The following is a 23586-nucleotide window of genomic DNA, read 5'->3' as shown; positions in this document are numbered from 1 at the left end:
AGCATCGGGAGGGTGAGTCGGACGAGGACCTGGTGGGAGATCGCGATCGTGCTCGCCCTCGGTCTCGGACAGTCGGCGGTGTACGCGATCGTGCAGATCGCCTATCGGCTCACCGATGAGACGCCGCTCGGCGATCAGACCGCGACGCTGAACCCCTCCCGCAGCGACCGTGAGGTGTTCGATCTGATCTACCAGCTGCTGTCGATCGGCTTCGGGATCGTGCCGGTGCTGCTGGTCTGCTTCCTGCTCTGGCAGGACCGCAGACCTCGCCTCGGCGCCCTGGGATTGGACGGCACGCGACCCGCGCGCGACATCGGCTGGGGCACCGTGCTGGTGCTCGCCATCGGCATCCCCGGGCTCGGCCTGTACCTGCTCGGCCGGTCGCTCGGCTGGTTCGTGGCGGTGAACCCCGCGGGTCTGGACGCGCACTGGTGGACGATCCCGATCCTGCTGCTCTCCGCCGCGCGGGCATCCATCCAGGAGGAGTTCGTCGTACTCGGCTACCTGTTCGCGCGTCTGCGTGGGCTGGGCTGGGGGCCCTGGCCGATCATCATCGCCACCAGCGTGCTGCGCGCGAGCTACCACCTGTATCAGGGCCCCGGCGCGTTCGTCGGCAATCTCGCGATGGGCCTGCTGTTCGGCTGGCTGTTCGCGCGCACCGGACGGCTGCTGCCGTTTCTGGTCGCGCACTTCCTGATCGACGCGACCGTGTTCGTCGGCTATCCGTGGGTCGCGGCGACCTGGCCGGCCCTGTTCGGACTGCCGGGCTGACGACGCTGCGGCGCCGTCACCCGGCGATCAGTCGAACAGGTCGCTCAGCCAGCTCTCGCGCTTGCGACGCTGCGGATACTGCTCGCGCCGATCGTAGCGCGGCTCGTCATAGCGGGGTTCGCCGCGTCGCTCGTACGACGGCGGTGCGTAGCGGTCGGCCTGCGGCTGAGGCGCGGATGCCGAACGGTCGATGATCTTGTCGAGCTCGCCACGGTCGAGCCACACGCCCCGGCATTCGGGGCAGTAGTCGATCTCGATGCCGCTGCGCTCGCTCATGACCAGGGTGGAACCATCTGCGGGACACTTCATGCTGAAAGCGAAACAGGTCCGGCTATGAACGCGCTCCGCGCGCGGCAGCAGCGATCACGCTCACCGCGTGACGACCACGGCGACGACGGCCCACACCACGAGCACCACACCCACCAGGATCGTCGTCCGATCCCAGGTGCGCGCGAGAGCAGCATCCGATGGGCCGGGCGCGGCATCCGCACGGAGCTTGTGGAGGCGCGCGATGCCGTCGTCGGTCTCGGCGACCCCTTCCTCCTTCACGCGGCCTGGGGCCAGGCGCCGGGCGCGCGAGCGCGCCGGTCCGCCGAAGCACGACACCACCGTGCCGTCGTCGAGGGTGACCTCCAGCTGCCAGCGCATCTGCATGCGCTTCACGCGCGGCCACGGGATCCGCGTGCGCCGCAGCAGGTTCTGCACCTGCATCCCGGTCTCGTCCGCGCGGACGTCGGAGGCGACGCCGACCACGTACACGCACCACACGACCAGCAGCGGCCATGGCGCCAGCAGCAGCATGTTGGCAATGCCGGAGCGCACCGCCGCGTCGACGAGCAGCAGCACGGCCACCACGACCGTCAGCCCGAGCAGCACGAGTGATCCCGTGCCGCGGAAGACCCGTGGTGGCCGTGCCCCGCTCATGAACGCGACCCCGACATCAGACCGCGCCACCGCCGAGGGTGAGCGACGCACCGGGGATCGCATCCAGCAGTCGCCGGGTGTACTCCTCCTTCGGCGCGGCGAAGATGTCGTCGACGCTGCCCTGTTCGACGATGCGCCCCTTCTCCATCACGCACACCATGTCGGCCGCGACGCGGACCACGGCGAGGTCGTGAGTGATGAACAGGTACGTCAGGCCGAGCTCCTGCTGCAGGTCCGACAGCAGGTGCAGGATCTGGTCCTGCACCAGCACGTCCAGCGCTGAGACGGCCTCATCGAGTACGACGATGTCGGGCTTGAGAGCCAGCGCGCGCGCGATCGCCACACGCTGCCGCTGCCCGCCGGACAGCTCGTTCGGGTACCGCCACGCGAGTTCCTGCGGCAGCGCGACCTTGTCGAGCAGTTCCAGCGTGCGCTGATGCTGCTCGTCCTTCGTGCCGACGCCGTGCACGTGCAGCGGTTCCGAGATGAGACTGCCGATGCTGCGCAGCGGGTCGAGCGATCCGTACGGATCCTGGAACACCGGCTGCATCCGGCGGCGCAGCTTGAACACCTCGACGCGCGACATCGTGCTGGTCGCCATGCCGTCGATGAGGATCTCACCGTCGGTGGGCTTCTCGAGCTGCAGCAGCATCTTGGCCACGGTCGACTTGCCCGAACCGGACTCGCCGACCAGTGCCATCGTCGTGCCGCGCGGGATCGAGAACGACACGTCGTCGACCGCGCGGAACTGCTCATGGCGGAATCCGCCCGTGCGGATCGAGTAGTCCTTCACCAGTCCGCGCACCTCGACGACCGCGGGAGCGGTCGAGACCGGCTCAGCCTTGCGCTCGGCGATGCCGATGCGCTGCGAGGCCAGGCTCGGCGCCGCGGCGACCAGACGCTGGGTGTAGGGGTGGCGGGGGTTGGTGAGGATCTCCTCGCTGAGTCCGGCCTCGACGATCTCGCCCTGGTTCATCACGATGATCCGGTCGGCGCGCTCCGCGGCAAGGCCCAGGTCGTGCGTGATCAGCAGCACCGAGGTGCCGCGCTCGCTGGTCAGCGTCGCCAGGTGATCGAGGATCACCCGCTGCACCGTCACGTCGAGCGCGCTGGTGGGCTCATCGGCGATCAGCAGCTTCGGGTCGGCCGCGAGGCCGATTCCGATCAGCGCCCGCTGGCGCATGCCGCCCGAGAACTGGTGCGGGAACTGGTGCATGCGGCGGGCAGCGTCGGCGAGTCCTGCCTGCTGCAGCACCTCGATCGCCCGGTCATTCACCTGCGCCTTGCCCTGCGCGAGCCCGTTGGCGCGCACGGCCTCCTTGACCTGGAAGCCGATCGACCACACGGGGTTCAGGTTCGACATCGGGTCCTGCGGCACGTAGCCGATCTCACGGCCGCGGATCCGCTCCATCTCCTTGCGGCTCGCGGTCGTCAGCTCACGCCCGTCGAGCGTGATGCTGCCGCCGGTGACGGTGCCGGTGCCTGGCAGCAGGTCGATGATGGCCGCAGCGGTCGTCGACTTGCCCGAGCCGGACTCGCCGACGATCGCCAGGGTCTCCCCCGCCATCACGTCGAAGCTCACGCCGTGCAGCACCTCACGCGATATCTTGCCGCTGCGGAACGCGACCTTGAGGTCGCGGATGCTGAGAAGAGGTTCGCTCATCGCTGTGCCCTCGCCTTCGGGTCGACGGCGTCGCGCAGCAGCTCGCCGAGGGTGATGAATGCCAGCACCGTCAGGGTCAGCGCCAGCGACGGCCAGAACAGCGCCATCGGCGCGGTGCGGATGCTGGTCTGCGCCTGACTGATGTCGTTGCCCCACGACATCGTGCTGCCGCCGAGGCCGACGCCGAGGAACGACAGCACCGACTCGGCGACGATCGCGGCGCCCAACGACAGCGTGGCGACGACGATCACCGGCGCCATGGCGTTCGGCAGCACGTGCACGAGCAGCGTGCGGAAGCGCGACAGCCCGACCGCCTCGGCGCCCATCACGAAGTCGGCCTGCTTCACTCGCAGGATCTCGGCTCGCATGATGCGCGCCGTCGCTGCCCAGGCGAACCCGCCGATGGCGAAGGCGAGCACGATCTCGTTGCGCACCGGCATCACCGACATCACCACGATCGCCGCGATGATGTACGGGATGGTGAAGAAGATGTCGCCGACGCGCGAGAGGAACGAGTCGAGCCAGCCGCCGTAGAAGCCGGCGAACGCACCCATGACCATGCCGATGATCGTGCCGATCGCCGTGGCCAGCACGCCCACGATGAGCGAGGTGCGCGTGCCCCAGATGATCCGGGAGTACACGTCGCAGCCCTGGCGCGTGAAGCCGAGCGGATGCCCCGACTCGGGCCCGCCGTTGCTGTTCGCGAGCTGGCACCCGTTATTGGGTGGCACGTTCGTGAACAGCGACGGCGCGATCGCGACGACCACGATGAGCAGCACGAAGAACGCCGAGACCCAGAACATCGGGCGGCGGCGCAGGTCGCGCCACGCGTCGAGCCAGAGGTTGCTGCGCTTCGCGTCGATGCGGACGGCATCCACCTTGACGGTGGCTGTCTCCACGGGAGCGACGTAGTGCTCCGGATTCGATTCAGTTCGAGACATAGCGGATCCTCGGGTCGAGCAGGCCGTAGATCAGGTCCACGATGATGTTGATGAACACGTACACGACGACGAACACGGTGACGAACGACACCACTGTCGGGTTCTCACCGCGGATGATCGCCTGATACAGCGTGTTGCCCACACCGGGCACGTTGAAGATGCCCTCGGTGACCGTCGCGCCGACCATCAGGATGCCGAAGACGGTGCCGAGGTCGGTGACCATCGGGATCAGCGAGTTGCGCAGCACGTGCACGGGGATGACACGGCGCCGCGGCAGGCCCTTGCTGTACGCCGTGCGCACCCAGTCCTGACCGAGGGTCTCGATGGTCGACGCCCGGGTCAGCCGCATGCTTGTGGCGTACACGCTGACGCCCAGCACGATGGCCGGCAGCCAGAGATCACCCCAGTCGTTGTTGCCTCCGACCGTCGGGCGGAACCACCCCCATTGCACGGCGAGGAAGTACTGCGCCAGGAAGGCGAGCACGAAGATCGGCAGCGCGATGAAGATCAGCGCGAGCACGAGCATCGAGTTGTCGAAGATGCCGTCCTTGTTCAGCGCCGAGAACAGGCCGATAACGATGGCCAGCACGAACGCGATCGCGACCGACATGATGGCCAGGCGCAGGGTGACGGGGAACGTGCGGGCGAGGATCTCGCCGACCGGCTGCCCCGAGAAGCTGATGCCGAAGTCGCCCCGGAAGATGCCGGCGATGTAGTAGAAGTACTGGACGATGAACGGTTCATCGAGGTGGTAGTGCGCGCGCAGCCGCTCGAGCAGAGCAGGATTGGGCTGGCGGTCTCCGAACAGCGCAGCGATCGGATCGCCGGGCATCGCGAAGACCATGAAGTAGATCAGCAGGGTGGCGCCGAAGAACACCGGGATCGCCTGCAGGATCCGTCTGAGGATGTAAAAGGCCATCCTCGACCTCCCTTCGGGTACGGGACACACAGGGAAGAGGCGGTGGTGGGATCACCACCGCCTCTTCCTCAGGTGTGATCGATCAGCCGATCTTGGTGATCTCGTTGTACAGCGGCACGGAGTTCCAGCCGAACTGCACGTTGTCGACCGTCGTCGAGTAACCTCCGACGACGTTGGAGTACCACAGCGGGATGGCCGGCAGGTCCTGCAGCAGAACCTCCTGCGCCTGCTGGAACAGCGAGTTCGCCTCGTCCGGATCGGTGGCCGAGATGCCCTCGGAGAGAAGCTGGTCGAAGTCGGCGCTGGAGTAGTCACCGTCGTTCGAGCCGGCGTTGGTCGCGTACAGCGGTCCCAGGAAGTTGTACAGACCCGGGTAGTCGGCCTGCCATCCGGTGCGGAAGGCGGTCTCGATGGTGCGGTCGGTGACCTTGCCGCGCAGCTCGGCGAAGGTCGGGTACGGAGCACCCGAGGCCTCGATGCCGAGCACGTTCTTGATCGAGTTCACCGTGGCGTCGACCCAGGCCTGGTGGCCGCCGTCGGCGTTGTAGGCGATCTGGAACTCACCGCTCCACGGGCTGATGGCGTCGGCCTGCGCCCACAGCTCCTTGGCCTGCGCGTCGTTGAACGCGAGCACCTCGGCGCCGCTCAGCGAGTCGGACCACCCGTCGATGACCGGCGAGGTGAAGTCGCTGGCCGGGGTGCGGGTGCCCTGGAAGATCACGTCGGTGATCTCTTCGCGGTTGATCGCCATCGACAGCGCCTGGCGGCGCAGGTTGCCCTCTTCGCCGCTGAAGTGCTCAAGACGCTCGGGGATCGTGAACGACTGGAAGATCGCCGCCGGCTGGTTCACCGCGCGGTCGCCCAGGTCGGACTCGAAGGAGCCGAATGCCGAGTCGGGGATGGCGTCGAGAACGTCGAGCTCATCGGCCAGCAGGTCGAGGTACGCCGCGTCCTGCGTGGCGTAGAACACGATGTTCAGACCGCCGTTGGCCGGCGTGCGCGGGCCGTCGTAGTCGGGGTTGACGACGAGGTTGATGCCGACATCGTGCTGCCAGGCGCCCTCACCGTCGAGCATGTACGGTCCGTTGCCGATCGGGCTCTCACCGAAGGCGTCCATGTCCTCGAAGGCCGCGTCGGGCAGCGGGTAGTAGGCCGAGTAGCCCAGACGCTGTGCGAAGTCGGAGGCCGGCTTGTTCAGCGCGATCGTGAACGTGTACTCGTCGACCTGCTCGAGGCCGGTCAGCTCGGAGTCCTCCTCGTAGCTGAAGCCCTCGATGTCTTCGAAGAAGTAGCTCGAGAGCTGCTCGTTCGACGCCAGTGCTCCGTAGTTCCACGCCTTGATGAAGTTGTCTGCCGTGACCTCTTCGCCGTCGGTGAAGGTGAGTCCCTCACGGATCTTGACGGTGAGGTTCTGCGGGTCTTCGACCGTGATCTCCTCGGCGACGTCGTTGTAGACCGAGCCGTCGGCCGCGTACCCGATCAGGCCCGCGAAGATCGAGTCGAGGATCTTGCCGCCACCGGTCTCGTTGGTGTTGGTCGGGATCAGCGGGTTCTGCGGCTCTGAGCCGTTCGCCGTGATGATGGCGTTCGGGTCGCCCGAGCCCTCACCGGTGTTTCCGGAATCGGTGTCGCCGCTGTCGCCTGCGCACCCGGTCAGCGCCAGGGCGCCGGCTGTGAGCAGACCGACCCCGACGAGGGTGATCTTGTTTCGCTTCATCGGAATGTCCTCCTGTGGACAGGTACGAAGGGCACGACATCGGCGTCGCACCACCTATACGCCCAGGCTACCGCCGCAGCCACGGATCACAATGCCTCCGTTAATGAACCGTTACTGACTTCACAGAGGACGACGCCCCCGCCCGGGTCGGCGGGGGCGTCGTCGTGCCCGAGCGGGGATGCTACGCGAATGCCTCGATGGGCGGGCAGGCACACACCAGGTTGCGGTCACCGTAGGCCTGGTCGATGCGGCGCACCGGTGGCCAGTACTTCGCGGCCATCAGCGAGCGCACCGGGTAGGCGGCGACCTCACGGGAGTAGGCGTGCTCCCACTCCCCCGCGATCAGGCTCTCGGCGGTGTGCGGGGCACCCACCAGCGGGTTGTCGTCGGCCGGCCAGGTGCCGGCGGCGACGGCATCCGCCTCCGCCTTGATCTGGATCATCGCCTCGATGAACCGATCCACCTCGGCGAGGTCCTCGGACTCGGTCGGCTCGACCATCAGCGTGCCCGCGACGGGGAACGACATGGTCGGCGCGTGGAAGCCGTAGTCGATGAGTCGCTTCGCGACGTCGTCGACCGTGATTCCGGTGGTCTCCTTGAGCGGACGCAGGTCGAGGATGCACTCGTGCGCGACCCGGCCCTGCTCGCCGGTGTACAGCACCGGGTAGTGCTCGGCCAGGCGCGCGGCGATGTAGTTCGCCGACAGCACCGCAGCCGCGGTCGCATCGCGAAGGCCCCCCGGGCCCATCATGCGCACGTACGCCCACGAGATCGGCAGCACGCCTGCCGAGCCGTACGGCGCGCCCGAGACCGGACCGCCCTCGAAGACGTATCCGCCGGCGTGCTCGGCCTGCTGCGCCTGCGGGTGACCCGGCAGGTACGGCGCGAGGTGCGCCTTGGCCGCCACCGGGCCCACTCCGGGGCCGCCACCGCCGTGCGGGATCGCGAAGGTCTTGTGCAGGTTGAGGTGCGACACGTCGCCACCCAGATCGCCGAACCGGGCATAGCCGAGCAGCGCGTTCAGGTTGGCGCCGTCGACGTACACCTGACCGCCGGCGGCGTGCACCGCTGCGGTGATGTCGGTCACCTGCTCCTCGTACACGCCGTGGGTCGACGGGTAGGTGATCATCAGCGCCGACAGCGTCTCGGCGTTGGCCTCGATCTTGGCGTGCAGGTCGTCGAGATCGACGTTTCCGAGCTCGTCGGTCGCGACGACGACCACCTTCATGCCGGCCAGCACCGCTGAGGCGGCGTTGGTGCCGTGCGCCGAGGACGGGATCAGGCACACCGTGCGCTGCTCGTCGCCGTTCGCGAGGTGGTAGCCGCGGATCGCGAGCAGCCCGGCGAGCTCACCCTGCGATCCGGCGTTCGGCTGCAGCGAGACCGCGTCGTAGCCGGTGACCTCGGCGAGCCACGCCTCGAGCTGGTCGATCATCGCCAGCGAGCCTTCCACGTCCTCCACCGGGGCGAAGGGGTGCAGCTGCGCGAACTCGGGCCAGGTGATCGCCGCCATCTCGGTCGCCGCGTTGAGCTTCATCGTGCACGACCCCAGCGGGATCATGCCCCGGTCGAGCGCGTAGTCGCGGTCGGCGAGCTGCTTGAGATAGCGCATCATCGCCGTCTCCGAGCGGTGCACGTGGAACACCGGGTGCGTGAGGTACTCGTCCTCGCGCAGCAGGGCCTCCGGCAGCGCACCCTCGGAGCCCGCGCCGAAGAAGCCGAACACCCGCTCCTCCTTGCCGCCGAACAGCACGGCGACCTGGTGCAGGTCGGTGAACGTGGTGGTCTCATCGACCGCGATGCCGACGGTGTCGGCATCCACGGGGCGCAGCAGGATGCCCGCGGCGTGGGCGTCCGCGACGATCGTCGCGGCCCGTCCCGGAACGCGCACGTTCAGGGTGTCGAAGAAGGCGTCGTGCACGACCGAGGCGCCGGTCTCGACCAGCCAGTCGCGGAGCAGCGCGGCCTTGCCGGCGACCTCCGCGGCGATCGCGCGCAGCCCATCCGGACCGTGGTAGACGGCGTACATCGACGCCATCACGGCGAGCAGCACCTGGGCGGTGCAGATGTTCGAGGTCGCCTTCTCACGGCGGATGTGCTGCTCGCGGGTCTGCAGCGCGAGCCGGTAGGCCGGGTAGCCGACGGCATCCTGCGACACTCCGACGAGGCGACCGGGCAGCTGACGCTCGAGACCGGCGCGCACAGCCATGTATCCGGCGTGCGGACCGCCGAAGGCCATCGGCACGCCGAAGCGCTGGGTGGTGCCCACCGCGACGTCGGCGCCGAGCGACCCCGGCGAGCGCAGCAGCGTCAGCGCGAGCAGGTCGGCGGCGGCCACGGCGATGCCGTTCACCAGGTGCGCGGCGTCGAACACCGCGGACGGATCCCACACGCGACCGGAGGCGCCGGGATACTGCACGAACACGCCGAACAGCTCCTCGGGCAGCTTCTCACCGCCGGCGAGGTCGCGCTCGACGAGTTCGACGCCCACGGCGGCGGCGCGGGTGGCGAGCAGCGACTTGGTCTGCGGCAGCGCGTCGGCGTCGACCACGAACACGTTCGACTTCGACTTCGAGGCGCGCCGCGCGAGCAGCATCCCCTCGGCCACGGCGGTCGACTCGTCGAGCATCGACGAGTTCGCCGTCGACAGTCCGGTGAGGTCGGAGACCATGGTCTGGAAGTTGATCAGCGCCTCGAGTCGGCCCTGCGAGATCTCGGGCTGGTACGGCGTGTACGCCGTGTACCAGGACGGGTTCTCAAGCACGTTGCGCTGGATCACGCTCGGGGTGAGCGTGCCGTGGTAGCCGAGCCCGATCATCGGACGGTTCACCGTGTTGCGGTTCGCGAGGGCACGCAGCTCGGCGAGCGCCTCTGCCTCGGAGGCCGCCATCGGGATGCCCGAAGCGTCGTCATCGGCTGCGCGGCCCATGAAGATGCTGGCGGGCACGGCCTGGCGCATCAGATTCTCGATCGGCGCCTCGGCCTCGGGATCGAGACTCGGTGTCGGATCGATGCCGAGGGTCGTCAGCATCTGCTGACGCGCCTCAGTCGTGATTCCGATATGACGGTCTGCGAATGAGGTCACTCTCATGCCCCCGTGATCGCGACGTAGCCGTCGCGGTCGAGCAGCCCGTCGAGGGCGCCGTCGGCGACCTCGACCTTGATCAGCCAGGCATCCTCGAACGGCGAGGAGTTCACCAGGGCCGGGTCATCGACGACGGCGTCGTTGATCTCGACGACCTTGCCGGTGACGGGCGCGTACAGCTCGGAGACCGACTTGGTCGACTCGGCTTCGCCGAACACGTCGCCGCGGCTGAGCTCGGTGCCCACCTCGGGCAGTTCGACGAAGACGATGTCACCGAGGGCGTCGGCGGCGAAATCGGTGATCCCGATCGTGACGACGGAGCCCTGCTGGGCGACCCACTCGTGCTCTTCGCTGTACTTGAGGGTGGTGAGATCGGTCATTTCTTCCTCCGGTAGAAAGGCAGTGCGATACGGGTCGCGGGGATCTGGGTTCCCCGCACATCCAGGAACAGTTCGGTGCCCTCCGAGGCCTCGGAGGGGTCGACGTAGGCCATCGCGATCGGGTGGCCGAGGGTGGGGCTGAGCGCCCCGCTGGTGATCTCGCCGACGACGGTGCCGTCCGCGAGCACGACGGGGTAGCCGGCTCGGCCGGCACGGCGACCCTCAGCGGTGAGGCCGACGAGAACCCGGGCATCCGACGCAGGTGACACGGCGTCCTTGCCGACGAAGTCCTCCTTGTCGGCGACGACGACGCGACCGAGGCCGGCCTGTGCGGGGCGGATGTCGCGCGAGAGCTCGTTGCCGTACAGCGGCATGCCGGCCTCCAGGCGCAGGCTGTCGCGGGCTGCGAGGCCCGCCGGCACCAGACCGTGCTCGGCGCCGGCCGCGACGATGTGGTCCCACAGGGCGGCGGCGTCGTCAGCATCCACCAGCAGCTCGAAGCCGTCCTCGCCCGTGTAGCCGGTGCGCGCGAGCAGCAGCGGCTTGCCGTTGTAGGTGGCGGATGCCCACGCGTAGTACTTCTGGTCGGCCCACGGCACCGTGAGGTCCTCGATGGCGGTCACCCCGGCGAGGATCGCCTCCGAGTTCGGTCCCTGCACCGCGATCAGGCCGAAGGCGTCGGAGACGTCATCGACGGCGACCTCATGGTTCTCGCCGGCAGCGCGGGCCTGGAGCGCCTCGCTCACGGCATCCCGGTTGCCGGCGTTGGAGATGATCAGGAAGCGATCGTCCGCCAGTCGGTAGACGATGACGTCGTCGATGATGCCGCCGTCCTCGGCGAGCAGCAGCGAGTACTTCGCCTTGCCCACCGTCATGGCCGACAGTCGCCCGGCGAGCGCGTAGTCGAGGTAGGCGGCCGAGCCGGCGCCATCGACGAGGAACTCGGCCATGTGCGAGATGTCGAAGATGCCGGCGGCCTCGCGCACAGCGCGGTGCTCGGCGAGGTCGGACGTGTAGCGCACCGGCATCTGCCAGCCGCCGAAGTCGGTGAAGGAAGCCCCGAGCGCCTCGTGGCGCTCGCGGAGCGGGGTATAGCGTGGTTCGGTCACGGAGTTCTCCCGGTCAGGATCGGGCAGGACGTCGTCATCGTCGTCCTCGGAACTCCCCCTCTGTCATCGGGCCTGAGAGCTTCGCCCGCACGTCGACCGGATCGCGGACCCGGGTCATGAGGAGGCTTTCACCGTCGGCGGATGCCGGAGCATCGCTTTCCAGAGCGGCCGGACGTGCGCGGTATGGCTACCTGAGAGATTGGCGGGGAGGCTTGCTCCTTCGGTGTCCGGTCGCGTTCACCGGACTCTCCCGCACACGTCGTACGGCCCATGTTCAATTTGCCTCTACAGCATAGCCGCAGACGGGGCGCGAAGCGCAGAGCGCATAGGCTCGGGATGTGACCGATGCGACAGGTGCTGGCGATGCCATCCGCGTCGCCGTGTCGACGGTGATCTTCTCGCTGCGCACGGCCGAGGACGGCGACCGGCTGATGCTCCCGCTGGTGCGGCGCACGCGAACCCCGCACCTGGGTCAGTGGGCACTGCCCGGCGGTTGGCTCGACCCTGCCGAGGACCTCGATGCGGCAGCATCCCGCACCCTCGCCGAGACCACCGCTCTCAAGCCGAGCTACCTCGAGCAGCTGTACACGTTCGGTGACGTCGACCGCGCGCCCACGCGCGCGATCTCGATCGTGTACTGGGCGCTGCTGCGCTCCGACCTCGTCGACGCGCAGCGCGCGGCGGCGGGCGCGCCCGAGAACGTCGAGTGGTTCGACGTGGACGCGATGCCCCCGCTCGCCTTCGATCACAACCGCATCGCCGACTACGCACTCTGGCGCCTGCGCAACAAGGTCGGCTACAGCCGTATCGCCGCCGGGCTGCTGCCGGACGAATTCACCCTCACCGAACTGCGCGAGGTGTACGAGACCGTGCTGGGTCAGAGGCTGGATCCGTCGAACTTCCGCCGCCTGCTGGAGGGGTCCGACGAGCTGGTGCCCACTGAGTCGTTCCGCACCGGCAATCACCGCCCGGCACGTCTGTTCCGCTACGTCGCCTCCGCCTGACGGCCTCGTTCGGCCGTGTCTCTTCCGACACCCCGGATTGCACTTATGGTCAGCACGACATAATCTGTTCTCGCCCGGTAAGTGTCGAGACGACCATAAGGCGGTCACGGATGTCCACCCTCTCCCTCACCCCGATCGACCCCTCGGTCGACCACGCGTTGCAGGCGATCGTCACCGGCGCCTCCACCGATGCGACCTGCACGACCGACCTCGCCGCCGGCCCCTGGGATTTCGACACCCGCCCTGGCTACGGTCCCGGCTCGTCGATGGGCGATGTCATCCCCACCGGAGCCCCTCGCCAGGGTGAGCTGCCCGCCGCGTACCGCGAAGCCGGCGAAGACGAGCTCGACGCCCGCATCCGCGCCGCGAAGCAGACTCTGGGTGACCGGGTCGTCGTGCTCGGCCACTTCTACCAGCGTGAAGAGGTCGTGCGGCACGCCGATTACGTGGGCGACTCCTTCCAGCTCGCGAACGCGGCACTCGAGCATCCCGATGCCGAGGCGATCGTGTTCTGCGGCGTGCACTTCATGGCCGAGACCGCCGACCTGCTCTCGCGCCCCGAGCAGTCGGTGATCCTGCCGAACCTCGCCGCGGGCTGCTCGATGGCAGACATGGCCGACATCGACCAGGTCGAGGACTGCTGGGAGCAGCTCGCCGATGTGCTCGGCCCGCTCGACGAGGCGGATGCCGACGGACGTGTTCCCGTCATCCCGGTCACCTACATGAACTCCTCCGCCGCCATCAAGGGCTTCGTCGGCCGGCACGGCGGCATCGTCTGCACGTCGTCGAACGCCGCCACCGTGCTGGAGTGGGCGTTCGCGCGCGGCCGCCGCGTGCTGTTCTTCCCCGACCAGCACCTCGGACGCAACACCGCCAAGGCGATGGGCGTGCCGCTGGATCGGATGCCGATGTGGAATCCACGACGCCCACTGGGCGGCTCGACCGCCGAGCAGCTCGAGGACTCGCAGGTGATCCTGTGGCACGGGTTCTGCTCGGTGCACCGCCGCTTCACCGTCGATCAGATCGACCAGGCGCGCGCCGAGCACCCCGGTGTGCGCGTGATCGTGCACCCCGAGTGCCCGATGGAGGTGGTCGATGCGGCGGACGAGGCCGGCTCGACCGACTACATCCGCAAGGCGATCGCCGCGGCCACCGAGCCCACGACCTTCGCGGTCGGCACCGAGATCAACCTGGTGCGACGCCTGGCCGCCCAGTATCCGCAGCACGAGATCTTCTGCCTCGACCCCGTGGTGTGCCCGTGCTCGACGATGTACCGCATCCACCCCGGCTACCTTGCCTGGGTGCTCGAAGAGCTCGTCGCCGGCCGGGTGCAGAACCGGATCCGGGTGACCTCCGACGTCGCCGATCCCGCGCGCGTGGCGCTGGAGCGGATGCTGGCGGCCAAGCCCCGATGAAGACACTCGTCGTCGGCGGCGGCATCGCCGGACTCACGGCGGCGCTGCGTGCCGACGCGCTGGGTCACGAGGTCGAGCTGATCGTCAAGGGTGCGCTCGGCGACGGCTGCACCCCGCTCGCGCAGGGCGGCATCGCCGGCGTCTACGGGCACGGCGACTCCCCTGAGCTGCACGCGCTCGACACCATGCACGCCGGCGGAGGCCACAGCGATCCGGCCGCGGTCGGCGCCCTCGTCGACGGTGCCGACGCGGCCCTCGCCGCGCTCATCGCCGCCGGGGTGGCATTCGATCGCACGCACGACGGTGAGATCGCCCTCGGACTCGAGGCCGCACATCGTCTGCCGCGCATCGCCCACGCCGGTGGGGATGCCACCGGTGCAGCGATCTCGTCGGCGCTGGTCGCCCGGGTGCGCGCGTCCGGGATCGATGTGCGCGAGGGCGTCTTCGCCGCCGACGTGCTGCTCGACGGCGGGCGTGTCACGGGCATCCGATCCCTCGACGGCACCGCGCACTCGGCGGACGCGGTCGTGCTCGCCACGGGCGGTGCCGGGCGTCTGTTCGCCCACACCACCAACCCCGCCGAGGTGACCGGCGACGGCATCGCCATGGCGCTGCGCGCCGGTGCGGCTGTGGCTGATCTGGAGTTCGTGCAGTTCCACCCGACCGTCCTCACCGACGGCGACGCTTTTCTGATCTCCGAGGCCGTGCGCGGTGCCGGCGCGGCGCTGGTGGATGCCGACGGTCGCCGGTTCATGGCCGACGAGCATCCACGCGCCGAGCTCGCGCCGCGCGACGTCGTCGCCCGGGCAGTGGCGCGCGTCGCGGATGCGCAGGGTGTCCCCGTGCGGCTGGACGCGACGGCGCTGGGCTCTTCCGCGCTCGCGCAGCGGTTCCCGACGATCGACGCCGAGCTGCGGCGCCGCGGGCTGGACTGGTCGCGTGAGCCGGTGCCGGTGACGCCTGCCGCGCACTATCTGATGGGCGGCATCGCGACCGATCTCGACGGACGCACGTCGCTGCCCGGGCTTTGGGCCGTGGGCGAGACCGCGCGCACGGGTGTGCACGGCGCGAACCGGCTGGCGTCCAACTCACTGCTCGAGGGCGCGGTCTTCGGCGCTCGCGTCGCCGAATCCCTCGATTCGGGGGTCCCGAGCGGCCTCAGGTCGCAATCGATGCCGCTTTGCAGCGCCGATAGCGGCAGTTTCTGCGACCTGGGCGAGCGTTCGACCGTCACCCGCGCCGAACTGCAGCGGTTGATGTGGGAGAAGGTCGGGCTGCTGCGCAGCCACGACGGGCTGTCGGATGCTGTCGCGCAGCTGCACCGGTGGCACCTGCCCACGGGATCGACCGTCGCCGACCACGAGGACGCGAATCTGCTGACCGTGGCGCGCGCCGTGGCATCCGCCGCTCTCGCCCGCACCGAATCGCTCGGCTCGCACCATCTCTCCCCCGCACCGCACCCGGCACCCGCCCTGATCGGAGTCCCATGATCGCCCAGGCCACCCTGCACCGCTCGGTGCGCGCAGCACTCGAGGAGGACGCCCCCTGGGGTGACATCACCAGCACCGCGCTTCTGCCGGAGGCCGCCACCGCGACCGCTGATCTCGTCGCCCGCGAGGATGGTGTGCTCAGCGGCGGAGAGGTGTTCGCCGCCGCGTTCACCCTGACCGATCCGTCGGTGCGGGTCGACCTGCACTTCGCGGACGGCGACCGGTTCACCGCAGGTGACGTGCTCGCGTCGGTCACCGGATCGGCGCGCAGTCTGCTCACCGCCGAGCGGGTCGCGCTGAACTTCACGCAGCGGATGAGCGGCATCGCGACGCTCACCGCCCAGTATGCGGATGCCGTCGCCGGCACCGGCGTACGGATCGCCGACACCCGCAAGACGACCCCGGGGCTCCGCGAGTTCGAGCGACATGCGGTGGTCTCGGGCGGCGGCAGCAACCACCGCCGTTCGCTGTCGGATGCTGTGATGGCCAAGGACAACCACCTGGCCGTGCTGCAGGCGGGCGGCCAGGACCTGGCGACCGCGCTGCGGGCGGCCCTGAGCACCCTGCCCCACACGACGCACGTCGTGGTGGAGGTCGACCGGCTCGACCAGATCCCGGCCGTGCTCGACGGCGGCGCCGACACGGTGCTGCTCGACAACTTCTCGCTCGATGATCTGCGCTCCGGCGTCGCACTGCTGGCGGGGCGTGCGACCGCCGAGGCCTCCGGCGGGGTGAATCTCGACACCGTGCGGGCGATCGCCGAGACAGGCGTACAGGTGATCTCGGTCGGCGCCCTGACGCATTCGGCGCGTGCTCTGGATCTCGGGCTCGACCTGCGAATCGGCTGACGTGCTGTATCTCGATCACGCCGCGACGACTCCGGTGCGCCCGGAGGTTATCGAGGCGATGCGCCCCTATCTGACCGGCGTGTTCGGCAACCCGTCGAGTCACCACACGGTCGGCGAGGCGGCCGCCGAGGCGCTGGAGTGGGCGCGGGGCCGGGTCGCCGCGGCGCTCGGGATGCGAGCGAACGACGTGGTCTTCACCTCGGGCGGCACCGAGGCGAACAATCTGGCGGTGAAGGGGATCGTGCTGGGCGCACTGGCGGCAGGCGCTGCGCCTCGCGGACTCGTGACGACGCCGATAGAGCACGAGTCGATCCTGGAATCCGCCGACTATCTGCACCGGCTGCACGGCACTCCGGTGACTCTGCTGCCGGTCGACGCCCACGGTCGCGTGTCGCCCGACGCGCTGGACGACGCGCTCGCCGACGACACCGCGCTGTTCAGCATCGGGCACGCCAACAACGAGGTCGGCACGGTGCAGGACGTCGCCTCGCTCATCGCCGTGGCCCGGGGGCGCGGTGTGCCGGTGCATGTGGATGCCGTGCAGTCCGCCGGCTGGCTGCCCCTCGATGACCTCGGCGCGGATGCGGTCTCGATCGCCGGACACAAGCTCGGCACCCCGAAGGGCATCGGCGCGCTCGGTGTGCGCTCACGCGTGCCGCTGGAGCCCCTGCTGCACGGCGGCGGGCAGGAGCGCGGGCGGCGCAGCGGCACCGAGAACGTCGCCGGTGCCATGGGACTCGCCACGGCGCTGGACCTCGCCGAGACCGAGCGCGTCGAACACGCCGCAGCCGTCGCGGAGATGACGGCGGAGTTCATCACGGCTGTTCTGAACACAGTGCCGCAAGCTTCCCTCACAGGTTCCCCCGAGCACCGCCTGCCCAACCTGGCGAGCTTCACGTTCGCGGGCACCAGCGGCGAGGCGGTGCTGCTCGAACTCGAGCGCCGCGGAGTGGTGTCGTCCAGCGGATCGGCGTGCGCCGCCGGCAGCGACGAGCCGTCCCCCGTACTGCTGGCACTGGGCATCCCCGCTGCCACCGCGCAGACATCCGTGCGCTTCACGTTCGGTCGCATGCCGCTGCCCGCCGGGTCGGCCACGCAGCTGGCATCCCTCGTCGCCGCCGCCGTCGCCGCCGTGCTCTGACGCGATCCGGGCCACAGCCGACGCCGTAGACTCGTGTTCGTGCCCGACCCTCTGGTGACCCTGATCGTTCCCGGGCGCGACATCGCCGCATTCGCTCTTGCCGCGATCGCCTCGCTGCGAGGGCAGAGCGAGCAGCGCTGGCGGGCCCTGCTGATCGACGACGGCTCGATCGATGGCACCGGCGCCGTGTTCGCCGCGGCGGCCGACGCGGACGACCGCTTCGAGGTGCTGCACCACCACGAGGCGCGTGGCCTCGGCGCCGCCCGCAACGTCGGCCTCGCGCACGTCGACACCCCGTTCGTGGGGTTCCTCGACGCCGACGACGAGCTCACCCCGCACGCCCTCGCCACCTGGCTGCGCACGCTCGACGAATCCGGCAGCGACTTCGTCGCCGCGGCCTACGTGCGCACCCGACTGATCGACGGCGCGTACCGTGCCGGCCGGGTGCAGCCGTGGGTGTCGGATGCCACCGGCCCGCGCCGTCTGGGAGTGACCCTCGCCGAGCATCCGGCGGCTTCGGCGAACATCGTGGCCTGGTCGAAGCTCAGCCGCACGGAGTTCTGGGGCGAGCGGCGCTTCCCCGAGAACGTCGCCTACGAGGACCAGGTCGTCGCGCAGCGGATGTACACCGAGGCGCGGTCCTTCGACGTCATCCCGCAGGTCGCCGTGCACTGGCGGGTGCGCGCCGACGGCACCTCGATCACGCAGGGCAAGGCGCAGCTGCCCGTACTGCACGACTATCTCGCCGCGCTCCTGGGCGGCATCGACGTGCTGACGGCGGCCGGGGCGTCAGAGGCCGTCCGCGCGCGCATCGAGCTGATCCTCGCGATGGACCTTCCTCCGCTGCAGCGCATCGCGGCCCAGCATCCCGATCCGGCGTACCGGGCGGCCGTGGCATCCTTCGAGGATGCTCTCGCAGCACTGCCGGAGTTCGCGACCGCCCGGCCAGACCCGACGCTCGTCGACGCCCTCAGCTGGTGAGACGCCCTCAGCTGGTGAGAGGCTGAAGCCATGAACCTCGACTCGCTCTTCTCCCTGCGCGGACTGACCGCGGTCGTCACGGGCGGATCCTCCGGGATCGGGCGGGCCATCGCCCTCGCGATGGCCGCGGCGGGGGCATCCGTCGTCATCGTCGCGCGTGACGCGACCCGCATCGAGAGGGTGGTCGCCGAGATCTCCGCGGTCGGCGGCCGTGCGGCGGGGGTCGTGGGCGACCTCAGCACGCGAGACGGCATCCGCGAGGCCGGGGATGCCGCCGCCGAGCCGTTCGGCGAGCCCGACATCCTGGTGAACTCCGCCGGCATCAACCTGCGTCCGCCGTTCGACGAGATCGACATGGACGTCTGGGACGCCACGATGTCGGTGAACCTCGAGGCGCCGTTCCTGCTGAGCCGGCGCTTCGCGCCCGCCATGCTCGAGCGCGGGTTCGGCCGTCTGATCCACATCAGCTCGCAGCAGGCGCACCGCGCTTTCGTGACCAGTGGCGTGTACGGCGTCTCGAAGGGCGGCCTGGAGTCCCTGACTCGGTCGCAGGCCGAGGCATGGTCGGCGCGCGGCGTCACCGCGAACACCCTGGTCCCCGGCTTCGTGCTGACCCCGCTGAACGCCCGGCTGCAGGAGGACACTGAGAAGGTGCGTCAGCTCGCCGAGCGCACCATGGTCGGCCGCAACGGCCTGCCGGAGGACTTCGGCGGGATCGCGGTGTTCCTCGCGGGGCGCTCTTCGGGTTACATCACCGGGCAGTCGCTGTTCGTCGACGGCGGCCTGTCGGTGCACTGACAGGCCGCACGCCGGTGCGTCTCAGTCGACAGTCGCCAGCAGCTCCGGCACAGGCTGGGAGTGGTGCGGCACCGGCGGAATACCGGTCGACAGCGTCGGAATCGCAGTCGTCAGAAGGTGCTGTCCTCGATCGCCCGTGAGGCCGCGAGCTGCTGCGCAGCCAGGGTCGCATACAGTCCGCCCTTCGCGAGCAGCTCGCTGTGGGTGCCGGACTCGACGATCCGCCCCGCTTCGACGACATGGATCATGTCGGCCGCGATCACGGTCGAGAGCCGATGCGCGACCGACAGCGTGGTGCGGCCCTGCGCCGCGGCATCCAGCGCCTCCTGCACGACGCGCTCGGACACCGTGTCGAGGGCTGAGGTCGCCTCGTCCAGCAGCAGCACCGGCGGGTCCTTCAGCAGCACTCGTGCGATCGCGATCCGCTGCTTCTCTCCGCCGGAGAGTCGGTAACCCCGCTCACCCACGATCGTGTCGTAGCCGTCGTCGAATCCGGCGATCACATGGTGGATGTTCGCCGCGCGGCAGGCGCGCTCGATCTGCTCGTCGGTCGCGTCGGGCTTCGCATAGCGCAGATTCTCACGGATGCTGGCGTGGAACAGATACGTCTCCTGCGAGACGATCCCGATCTGATCGATCACCGACGCCTGGGTGAGATCGCGCACGTCAGCGCCGGAGAAGCGCACGGTGCCGGCGGATGCCTCGTACAGTCTCGGCGCCAGGTACAGCACCGTCGTCTTGCCCGCTCCGGACGGGCCGACGAACGCGACGTGCTGGCCGGGATCGGCGACGAACGACACGCCGTCGAGCGTCGGCCGGCTCTCCGGTGCGGCATCCGGGTAGCGGAAGACGACATCCTCGAACTCGATGCGCCCGCGTGGTCCCGGCGCCTCGGCCACGTCGGTGGCGGCGGGTCGGTCACTGATCTGGGGCACCATGTCGAGGTACTCGAAGATGCGGGCGAACAGCGCCGCCGAGGTCTGGAGGTCGAGCGCGACGCGCATCAGCCCCATCAGCGGCATCAGCAGCCGCGCCTGCACGGTCGTGAACGCGACGATCGCACCCGCCGTGATATCGGGGGCACCGCCGGTGATGAAGAAGCCGGCGACGAGGTAGATGATCGCAGGCACGCTCGACATCAGCACCTGCACGACGGCGAAGAAACCCTGACCGCTCATCGCGCGCTTGACCTGCAGCCGCACCTGGTTGCGGTTCTCGTTCTGGTACCGCACGGATTCGGTGCGCTGCCGGTTGAACGACTTCGACAGCAGGATGCCCGAGACGCTCAGTGTCTCTTGCGTGATGCTGGTGAGCTCCGACAGCGACTCCTGCGTCTCTGCGGCGATCCGCGCCCGCACCTGACCGACGCGACGCTGGATCAGCACGAGCACGGGCATCATGATCACCGCGATGATCGTCAGGCGCCAGTCGATGAGGATCATCGCCACGAGCGACGCGATGACGGTGACGGTGTTGCCGAGGATGCTGGTGACCGTGTTCGTCAGCACACCCGACACGCCGCCGACATCGTTCTGCAGCCGTGACTGGATCACCCCGGTCTTGGTGCGGGTGAAGAAGCCGAGCTCCATCGCCTGCAGGTGCTCGAACAGCCGCACACGCAAATCTCCGGTGACCTGGTTGCCGACCGTCGAGGTCAGCCACGTCTGCGCCACACCGAGCACCGCCGACAGCAGGAACAGCCCGATCATCAGGCTGACCAGGATGATCAGCAGGTTCATGTGCGGGCCGCCTCCGTCGAGCGGGAACAGCGCGTCATCGAACACGCGCTGAACGAGCAGCGGAGGGATCACAGCGAGTCCGGCGCCCACGATCACCAGCAGTGCAGTCATCACCAGCCGTCCCCGGTACGGCGTGAACAGCGTGACGACACGGCGCCCGAGCCCCGAGACCTTCGGAGCACTCGCATTCAGACGTCGCTGCGCCTCCTCGTCGACTCCGCGGAATCCCCCGCCACGACCGCCACCCATGCTCACCCCCACAGAGTATCCCGCGGGGAATCACCAGATCGGGAATGCGATCGCGCGCGAGGGGGTTAGGATGGACGGCTGACTTCTCGCATCCGTCTCGCGGATTCGCGTCCTCCATCTTCCGCACACCATCTCCGAGGAGACCCATGGCCGCCCTTCACACTGGGTCATCCCCCACCGTTCAGGACCCCACAGCCATCCCCCGCAAGGACATGGCTGTCATCTGGGTGCTGCTGACCGCCGCCTTCGTCGCGATCCTCAACGAGACGACGATGGGAATGGCGATCCCGCATCTCATCACCGATCTGCACATCACGCCGATCGCCGCGCAGTGGGTGACCAGCGCGTTCATGCTCACCATGGCCGTCGTCATCCCGACCACCGGGTTCCTGCTGCGCCGCTTCACGACGCGCCAGATGTTCCTCAGCGCGCTGACGCTGTTCTCGGCCGGCACCCTGCTGGCGATCTTCGCCGTCGGGTTCCCGATGCTGCTGGGTGCGCGCATCGTGCAGGCGTCGGGCACGGCCATCATGATGCCGCTGCTGATGACCACCGTCATGAACCTCGTGCCGCCGGCATCCCGCGGCCGCATCATGGGACGCGTCAGCGTGGTCATATCGTTGGCACCGGCTCTCGGTCCTACCATGTCGGGATTCCTGCTGGACCACTTCGGCTGGCGTGCGATCTTCGTCGTCGTGCTGCCGATCGCCCTGGTCGCGATGTTCATCGGCTGGCGCTGGCTCACCGATGTCGGCGAGACCACGCACGCCCCGATCGACGTGCTCTCGGTCGTGCTCTCGGCGTTCGGATTCGGTGGACTCGTGTACGGCCTCAGCCAGATCGGCAGCCTCTCCACTGGCGCCAACCCCGTGCCACTGGTGCTCGCGCTCGTCGTGGGCGTGATCGCGCTCGGCCTGTTCCTGTGGCGCCAGGTGGTGCTGCAGCGCAAGGACGACGCGCTGCTCGATCTGCGCATCTTCCTGTCGAAGGACTTCTCGCTGGCGATGACGCAGATGTTCCTGCTGTCGCTGGCGTTCTTCGGAAGCATCACGATCATCCCGCTGTTCCTGCAGGACGCACTCGAGATGGATGCCACCGGAGCGGGCCTGGTGGTACTTCCCGGCGCGCTGGCGATGGGTCTGCTCGGCCCCGTGATCGGCCGCATCTACGACAGCCGCGGCACACGTGTGCTGCTGATCCCCGGATCGATCCTCGCGGCCTCCATGCTGTGGCTGTTCACCACGCTCGACACCGGCAGCTCGGTGTGGCTGGTGCTCATCGCACAGACGCTGCTGGCGGTGGGACTGGCCCTGTCGTTCACACCGCTGTTCACCGCCGCACTGGCATCGCTGAAGCCGAAGTTCTACTCCTACGGCAGCGCAGTCATCGGCACGATCCAGCAAGTGTCGGGGGCCGCGGGCATCGCCGTAATGATGACCGTCTTCACCGCGATCGTCGACGCGGGCGGCGGCACCGAGGTGCCCGCGGCCGTTGCGGCGGGCACGCGCACGGCGGTGACGATCGGAGCGATCATCGCCACCGTGACGATCATCGGCGCGTTCCTGATCCGCAAGCCGGCAGACGACACCGACGAGGCCCCGGCCCACGCCGGACACTGAACCGAAACCGCCGGCACCCGGCTCAATCGGCAGCCGGCTCAGTTGGCAGCCGGCTCAGTCGGCCTTCTCGGCCACTGAGTCGGCGACCGGCGCACCCGGCATGGCGCACACGCCGTCGACGCACACGCCCATGGCGGTGCCGTCGCCGAGCAGCTGCAGCCCGGGCGGCGGTCCGCTCGCCGCGTCGCCGAGGGTCTTGCGCTGATCGGTCATGCTTCGATGGTACGCGCCCTGCGCCACATCGGGGCCGGTGCTTCCACCGACCCCCGGGGCGGTGTACCGTGCGGTGACATGACCAGCATCCCCGGCGATGCGCGTGCCGACGGCCGCGACGAGACGTCCGATGAGCGCGCGGACCGCAACTGGGAGGAGCTGATGCAGGAGCTGCGGGTGATGCAGACCGGCACGCAGATCCTCACCGGCTTCCTGCTGGCGGTCGCGTTCCAGCCGCTGTTCACCGAGCTGAGCACTCCGCAGCGGGTGCTGTACATCGTGCTCGTGCTCCTGGCCGCGACGGCGACTGTGCTGGCTCTCACGCCGGTGGGCATGCACCGCCTGCTGTTCGCTCGCGGCCGCAAGCCCGAGCTGGTGCGCGCGGCGAACCGCATCGTCAAGGCGAATCTCGTCGTGATCGCGGCGCTGACGGTCGGGGTGACCGTGCTGATCATCGACTTCACCTTCAACCACGTCTTCGCGTTCATCGCTGGCGGTATCGGCGTGATCGCGATCATCGCCCTGTGGGTGCTGCTGCCGGTGCCGCTGCGCCGACGATCCTGACGGCCCGGCCTGTGAG

The 23586-nt window shown here is 69.1% G+C and carries 21 protein-coding genes and 2 riboswitches; of the genes, 10 read left to right on the top strand and 11 right to left on the bottom strand.

The window, feature by feature from the left end; translation table 11 throughout:
- Nucleotides 1–12 precede the first annotated feature (12 nt).
- Entirely contained in the window at nucleotides 13–771 is a 759-nt protein-coding gene (locus tag WDU99_RS03175; protein WP_337330984.1) for a CPBP family intramembrane glutamic endopeptidase, read from the top strand.
- Nucleotides 772–798: 27 nt separating this feature from the next.
- Here the strand turns inward: WDU99_RS03175 and WDU99_RS03170 are convergent, their stop codons facing one another.
- The 9 genes from WDU99_RS03170 to gcvT all read right to left on the bottom strand — a co-directional run bounded on the left by WDU99_RS03170 (nucleotide 799) and on the right by gcvT (nucleotide 11509).
- Nucleotides 799–1080, bottom strand: a complete 282-nt coding sequence (locus WDU99_RS03170) for a TFIIB-type zinc ribbon-containing protein (RefSeq protein WP_337330983.1) — start codon at nucleotides 1078–1080, stop codon at nucleotides 799–801.
- Nucleotides 1081–1140: 60 nt separating this feature from the next.
- Nucleotides 1141–1695, bottom strand: a complete 555-nt coding sequence (locus WDU99_RS03165) for a PH domain-containing protein (protein WP_337330982.1) — start codon at nucleotides 1693–1695, stop codon at nucleotides 1141–1143.
- A gap of 16 nt (nucleotides 1696–1711) precedes the next feature.
- Entirely contained in the window at nucleotides 1712–3358 is a 1647-nt protein-coding gene (locus WDU99_RS03160) for an ABC transporter ATP-binding protein (RefSeq protein WP_337330981.1), read from the bottom strand.
- Nucleotides 3355–4299, bottom strand: a complete 945-nt coding sequence (locus WDU99_RS03155; protein WP_337330980.1) for an ABC transporter permease — start codon at nucleotides 4297–4299, stop codon at nucleotides 3355–3357. The genes WDU99_RS03160 and WDU99_RS03155 overlap by 4 nt, the downstream gene beginning before the upstream one ends.
- Nucleotides 4286–5218 carry an ABC transporter permease gene (locus WDU99_RS03150; RefSeq protein ID WP_337330979.1) on the bottom strand — a complete coding sequence of 311 codons (933 nt, stop codon included), beginning with the start codon at nucleotides 5216–5218 and terminating at the stop codon, nucleotides 4286–4288. The genes WDU99_RS03155 and WDU99_RS03150 overlap by 14 nt, the downstream gene beginning before the upstream one ends.
- Before the next feature lie 82 nt (nucleotides 5219–5300).
- Nucleotides 5301–6935, bottom strand: a complete 1635-nt coding sequence (locus WDU99_RS03145) for a peptide ABC transporter substrate-binding protein (RefSeq protein WP_337330978.1) — start codon at nucleotides 6933–6935, stop codon at nucleotides 5301–5303.
- A 181-nt stretch (nucleotides 6936–7116) separates the two neighbouring features.
- A complete protein-coding gene (gcvP, locus tag WDU99_RS03140; protein ID WP_420063976.1) occupies nucleotides 7117–9966 on the bottom strand; it encodes an aminomethyl-transferring glycine dehydrogenase in 2850 nt (949 codons plus the stop codon).
- Nucleotides 9967–10022: 56 nt separating this feature from the next.
- Complete coding sequence (gene gcvH, locus WDU99_RS03135) at nucleotides 10023–10400, bottom strand: glycine cleavage system protein GcvH (protein WP_337330976.1); 378 nt, start codon at nucleotides 10398–10400, stop codon at nucleotides 10023–10025.
- Nucleotides 10397–11509, bottom strand: a complete 1113-nt coding sequence (gcvT, locus tag WDU99_RS03130) for a glycine cleavage system aminomethyltransferase GcvT (protein ID WP_337330975.1) — start codon at nucleotides 11507–11509, stop codon at nucleotides 10397–10399. The genes gcvH and gcvT overlap by 4 nt, the downstream gene beginning before the upstream one ends.
- Before the next feature lie 53 nt (nucleotides 11510–11562).
- Nucleotides 11563–11677: riboswitch (glycine riboswitch) on the bottom strand.
- 1 nt (nucleotide 11678) lies between these two features.
- A riboswitch (glycine riboswitch) is annotated at nucleotides 11679–11772 on the bottom strand.
- A gap of 75 nt (nucleotides 11773–11847) precedes the next feature.
- Here gcvT and WDU99_RS03125 point away from each other — a divergent pair.
- The 7 genes from WDU99_RS03125 (at nucleotide 11848) to WDU99_RS03095 (ending at nucleotide 19186) form a co-directional block, all read left to right on the top strand.
- Nucleotides 11848–12513: an NUDIX hydrolase gene (locus WDU99_RS03125; RefSeq protein ID WP_337330974.1), complete on the top strand. Its 666-nt coding sequence runs from the start codon at nucleotides 11848–11850 to the stop codon at nucleotides 12511–12513.
- Between the two features lie 110 nt (nucleotides 12514–12623).
- Complete coding sequence (gene nadA / locus WDU99_RS03120) at nucleotides 12624–13928, top strand: quinolinate synthase NadA (RefSeq protein WP_337330973.1); 1305 nt, start codon at nucleotides 12624–12626, stop codon at nucleotides 13926–13928.
- Nucleotides 13925–15418: an L-aspartate oxidase gene (gene nadB / locus WDU99_RS03115; protein WP_337330972.1), complete on the top strand. Its 1494-nt coding sequence runs from the start codon at nucleotides 13925–13927 to the stop codon at nucleotides 15416–15418. Before nadA ends, nadB begins: the two co-directional genes overlap by 4 nt.
- Nucleotides 15415–16266: a carboxylating nicotinate-nucleotide diphosphorylase gene (gene nadC, locus WDU99_RS03110; RefSeq protein WP_337330971.1), complete on the top strand. Its 852-nt coding sequence runs from the start codon at nucleotides 15415–15417 to the stop codon at nucleotides 16264–16266. The genes nadB and nadC overlap by 4 nt, the downstream gene beginning before the upstream one ends.
- 1 nt (nucleotide 16267) lies before the next feature.
- Entirely contained in the window at nucleotides 16268–17407 is a 1140-nt protein-coding gene (locus tag WDU99_RS03105; protein ID WP_337331112.1) for a cysteine desulfurase family protein, read from the top strand.
- A 39-nt stretch (nucleotides 17408–17446) separates the two neighbouring features.
- Nucleotides 17447–18388 (top strand): glycosyltransferase family 2 protein, encoded by a 942-nt coding sequence (locus WDU99_RS03100; protein WP_337330970.1) that lies wholly within the window; start codon nucleotides 17447–17449, stop codon nucleotides 18386–18388.
- 30 nt (nucleotides 18389–18418) lie between these two features.
- Complete coding sequence (locus tag WDU99_RS03095; RefSeq protein ID WP_337330969.1) at nucleotides 18419–19186, top strand: SDR family NAD(P)-dependent oxidoreductase; 768 nt, start codon at nucleotides 18419–18421, stop codon at nucleotides 19184–19186.
- 110 nt (nucleotides 19187–19296) lie between these two features.
- Here WDU99_RS03095 and WDU99_RS03090 read toward each other — a convergent pair whose 3' ends face one another.
- Nucleotides 19297–21174: an ABC transporter ATP-binding protein gene (locus tag WDU99_RS03090; protein WP_337331111.1), complete on the bottom strand. Its 1878-nt coding sequence runs from the start codon at nucleotides 21172–21174 to the stop codon at nucleotides 19297–19299.
- A gap of 146 nt (nucleotides 21175–21320) precedes the next feature.
- Between WDU99_RS03090 and WDU99_RS03085 the strand changes: the two genes are divergently transcribed.
- Nucleotides 21321–22793, top strand: coding sequence for a DHA2 family efflux MFS transporter permease subunit (locus tag WDU99_RS03085; protein ID WP_337330968.1), 1473 nt, complete (start codon nucleotides 21321–21323; stop codon nucleotides 22791–22793).
- Nucleotides 22794–22847: 54 nt separating this feature from the next.
- Here WDU99_RS03085 and WDU99_RS03080 read toward each other — a convergent pair whose 3' ends face one another.
- Nucleotides 22848–23006 (bottom strand): hypothetical protein, encoded by a 159-nt coding sequence (locus WDU99_RS03080; protein ID WP_337330967.1) that lies wholly within the window; start codon nucleotides 23004–23006, stop codon nucleotides 22848–22850.
- A gap of 78 nt (nucleotides 23007–23084) precedes the next feature.
- Between WDU99_RS03080 and WDU99_RS03075 the strand changes: the two genes are divergently transcribed.
- Complete coding sequence (locus tag WDU99_RS03075) at nucleotides 23085–23570, top strand: DUF6328 family protein (RefSeq protein ID WP_337330966.1); 486 nt, start codon at nucleotides 23085–23087, stop codon at nucleotides 23568–23570.
- Nucleotides 23571–23586: the final 16 nt, after the last annotated feature.

Origin of the sequence: Microbacterium bandirmense, assembly GCF_037204185.1 — a bacterium.
Taxonomy (GTDB): Bacteria; Actinomycetota; Actinomycetes; order Actinomycetales; family Microbacteriaceae; genus Microbacterium; species Microbacterium bandirmense.
Note: the sequence above shows the minus strand (reverse complement) of the source record. Positions and strands in the feature narration are given on the sequence as shown.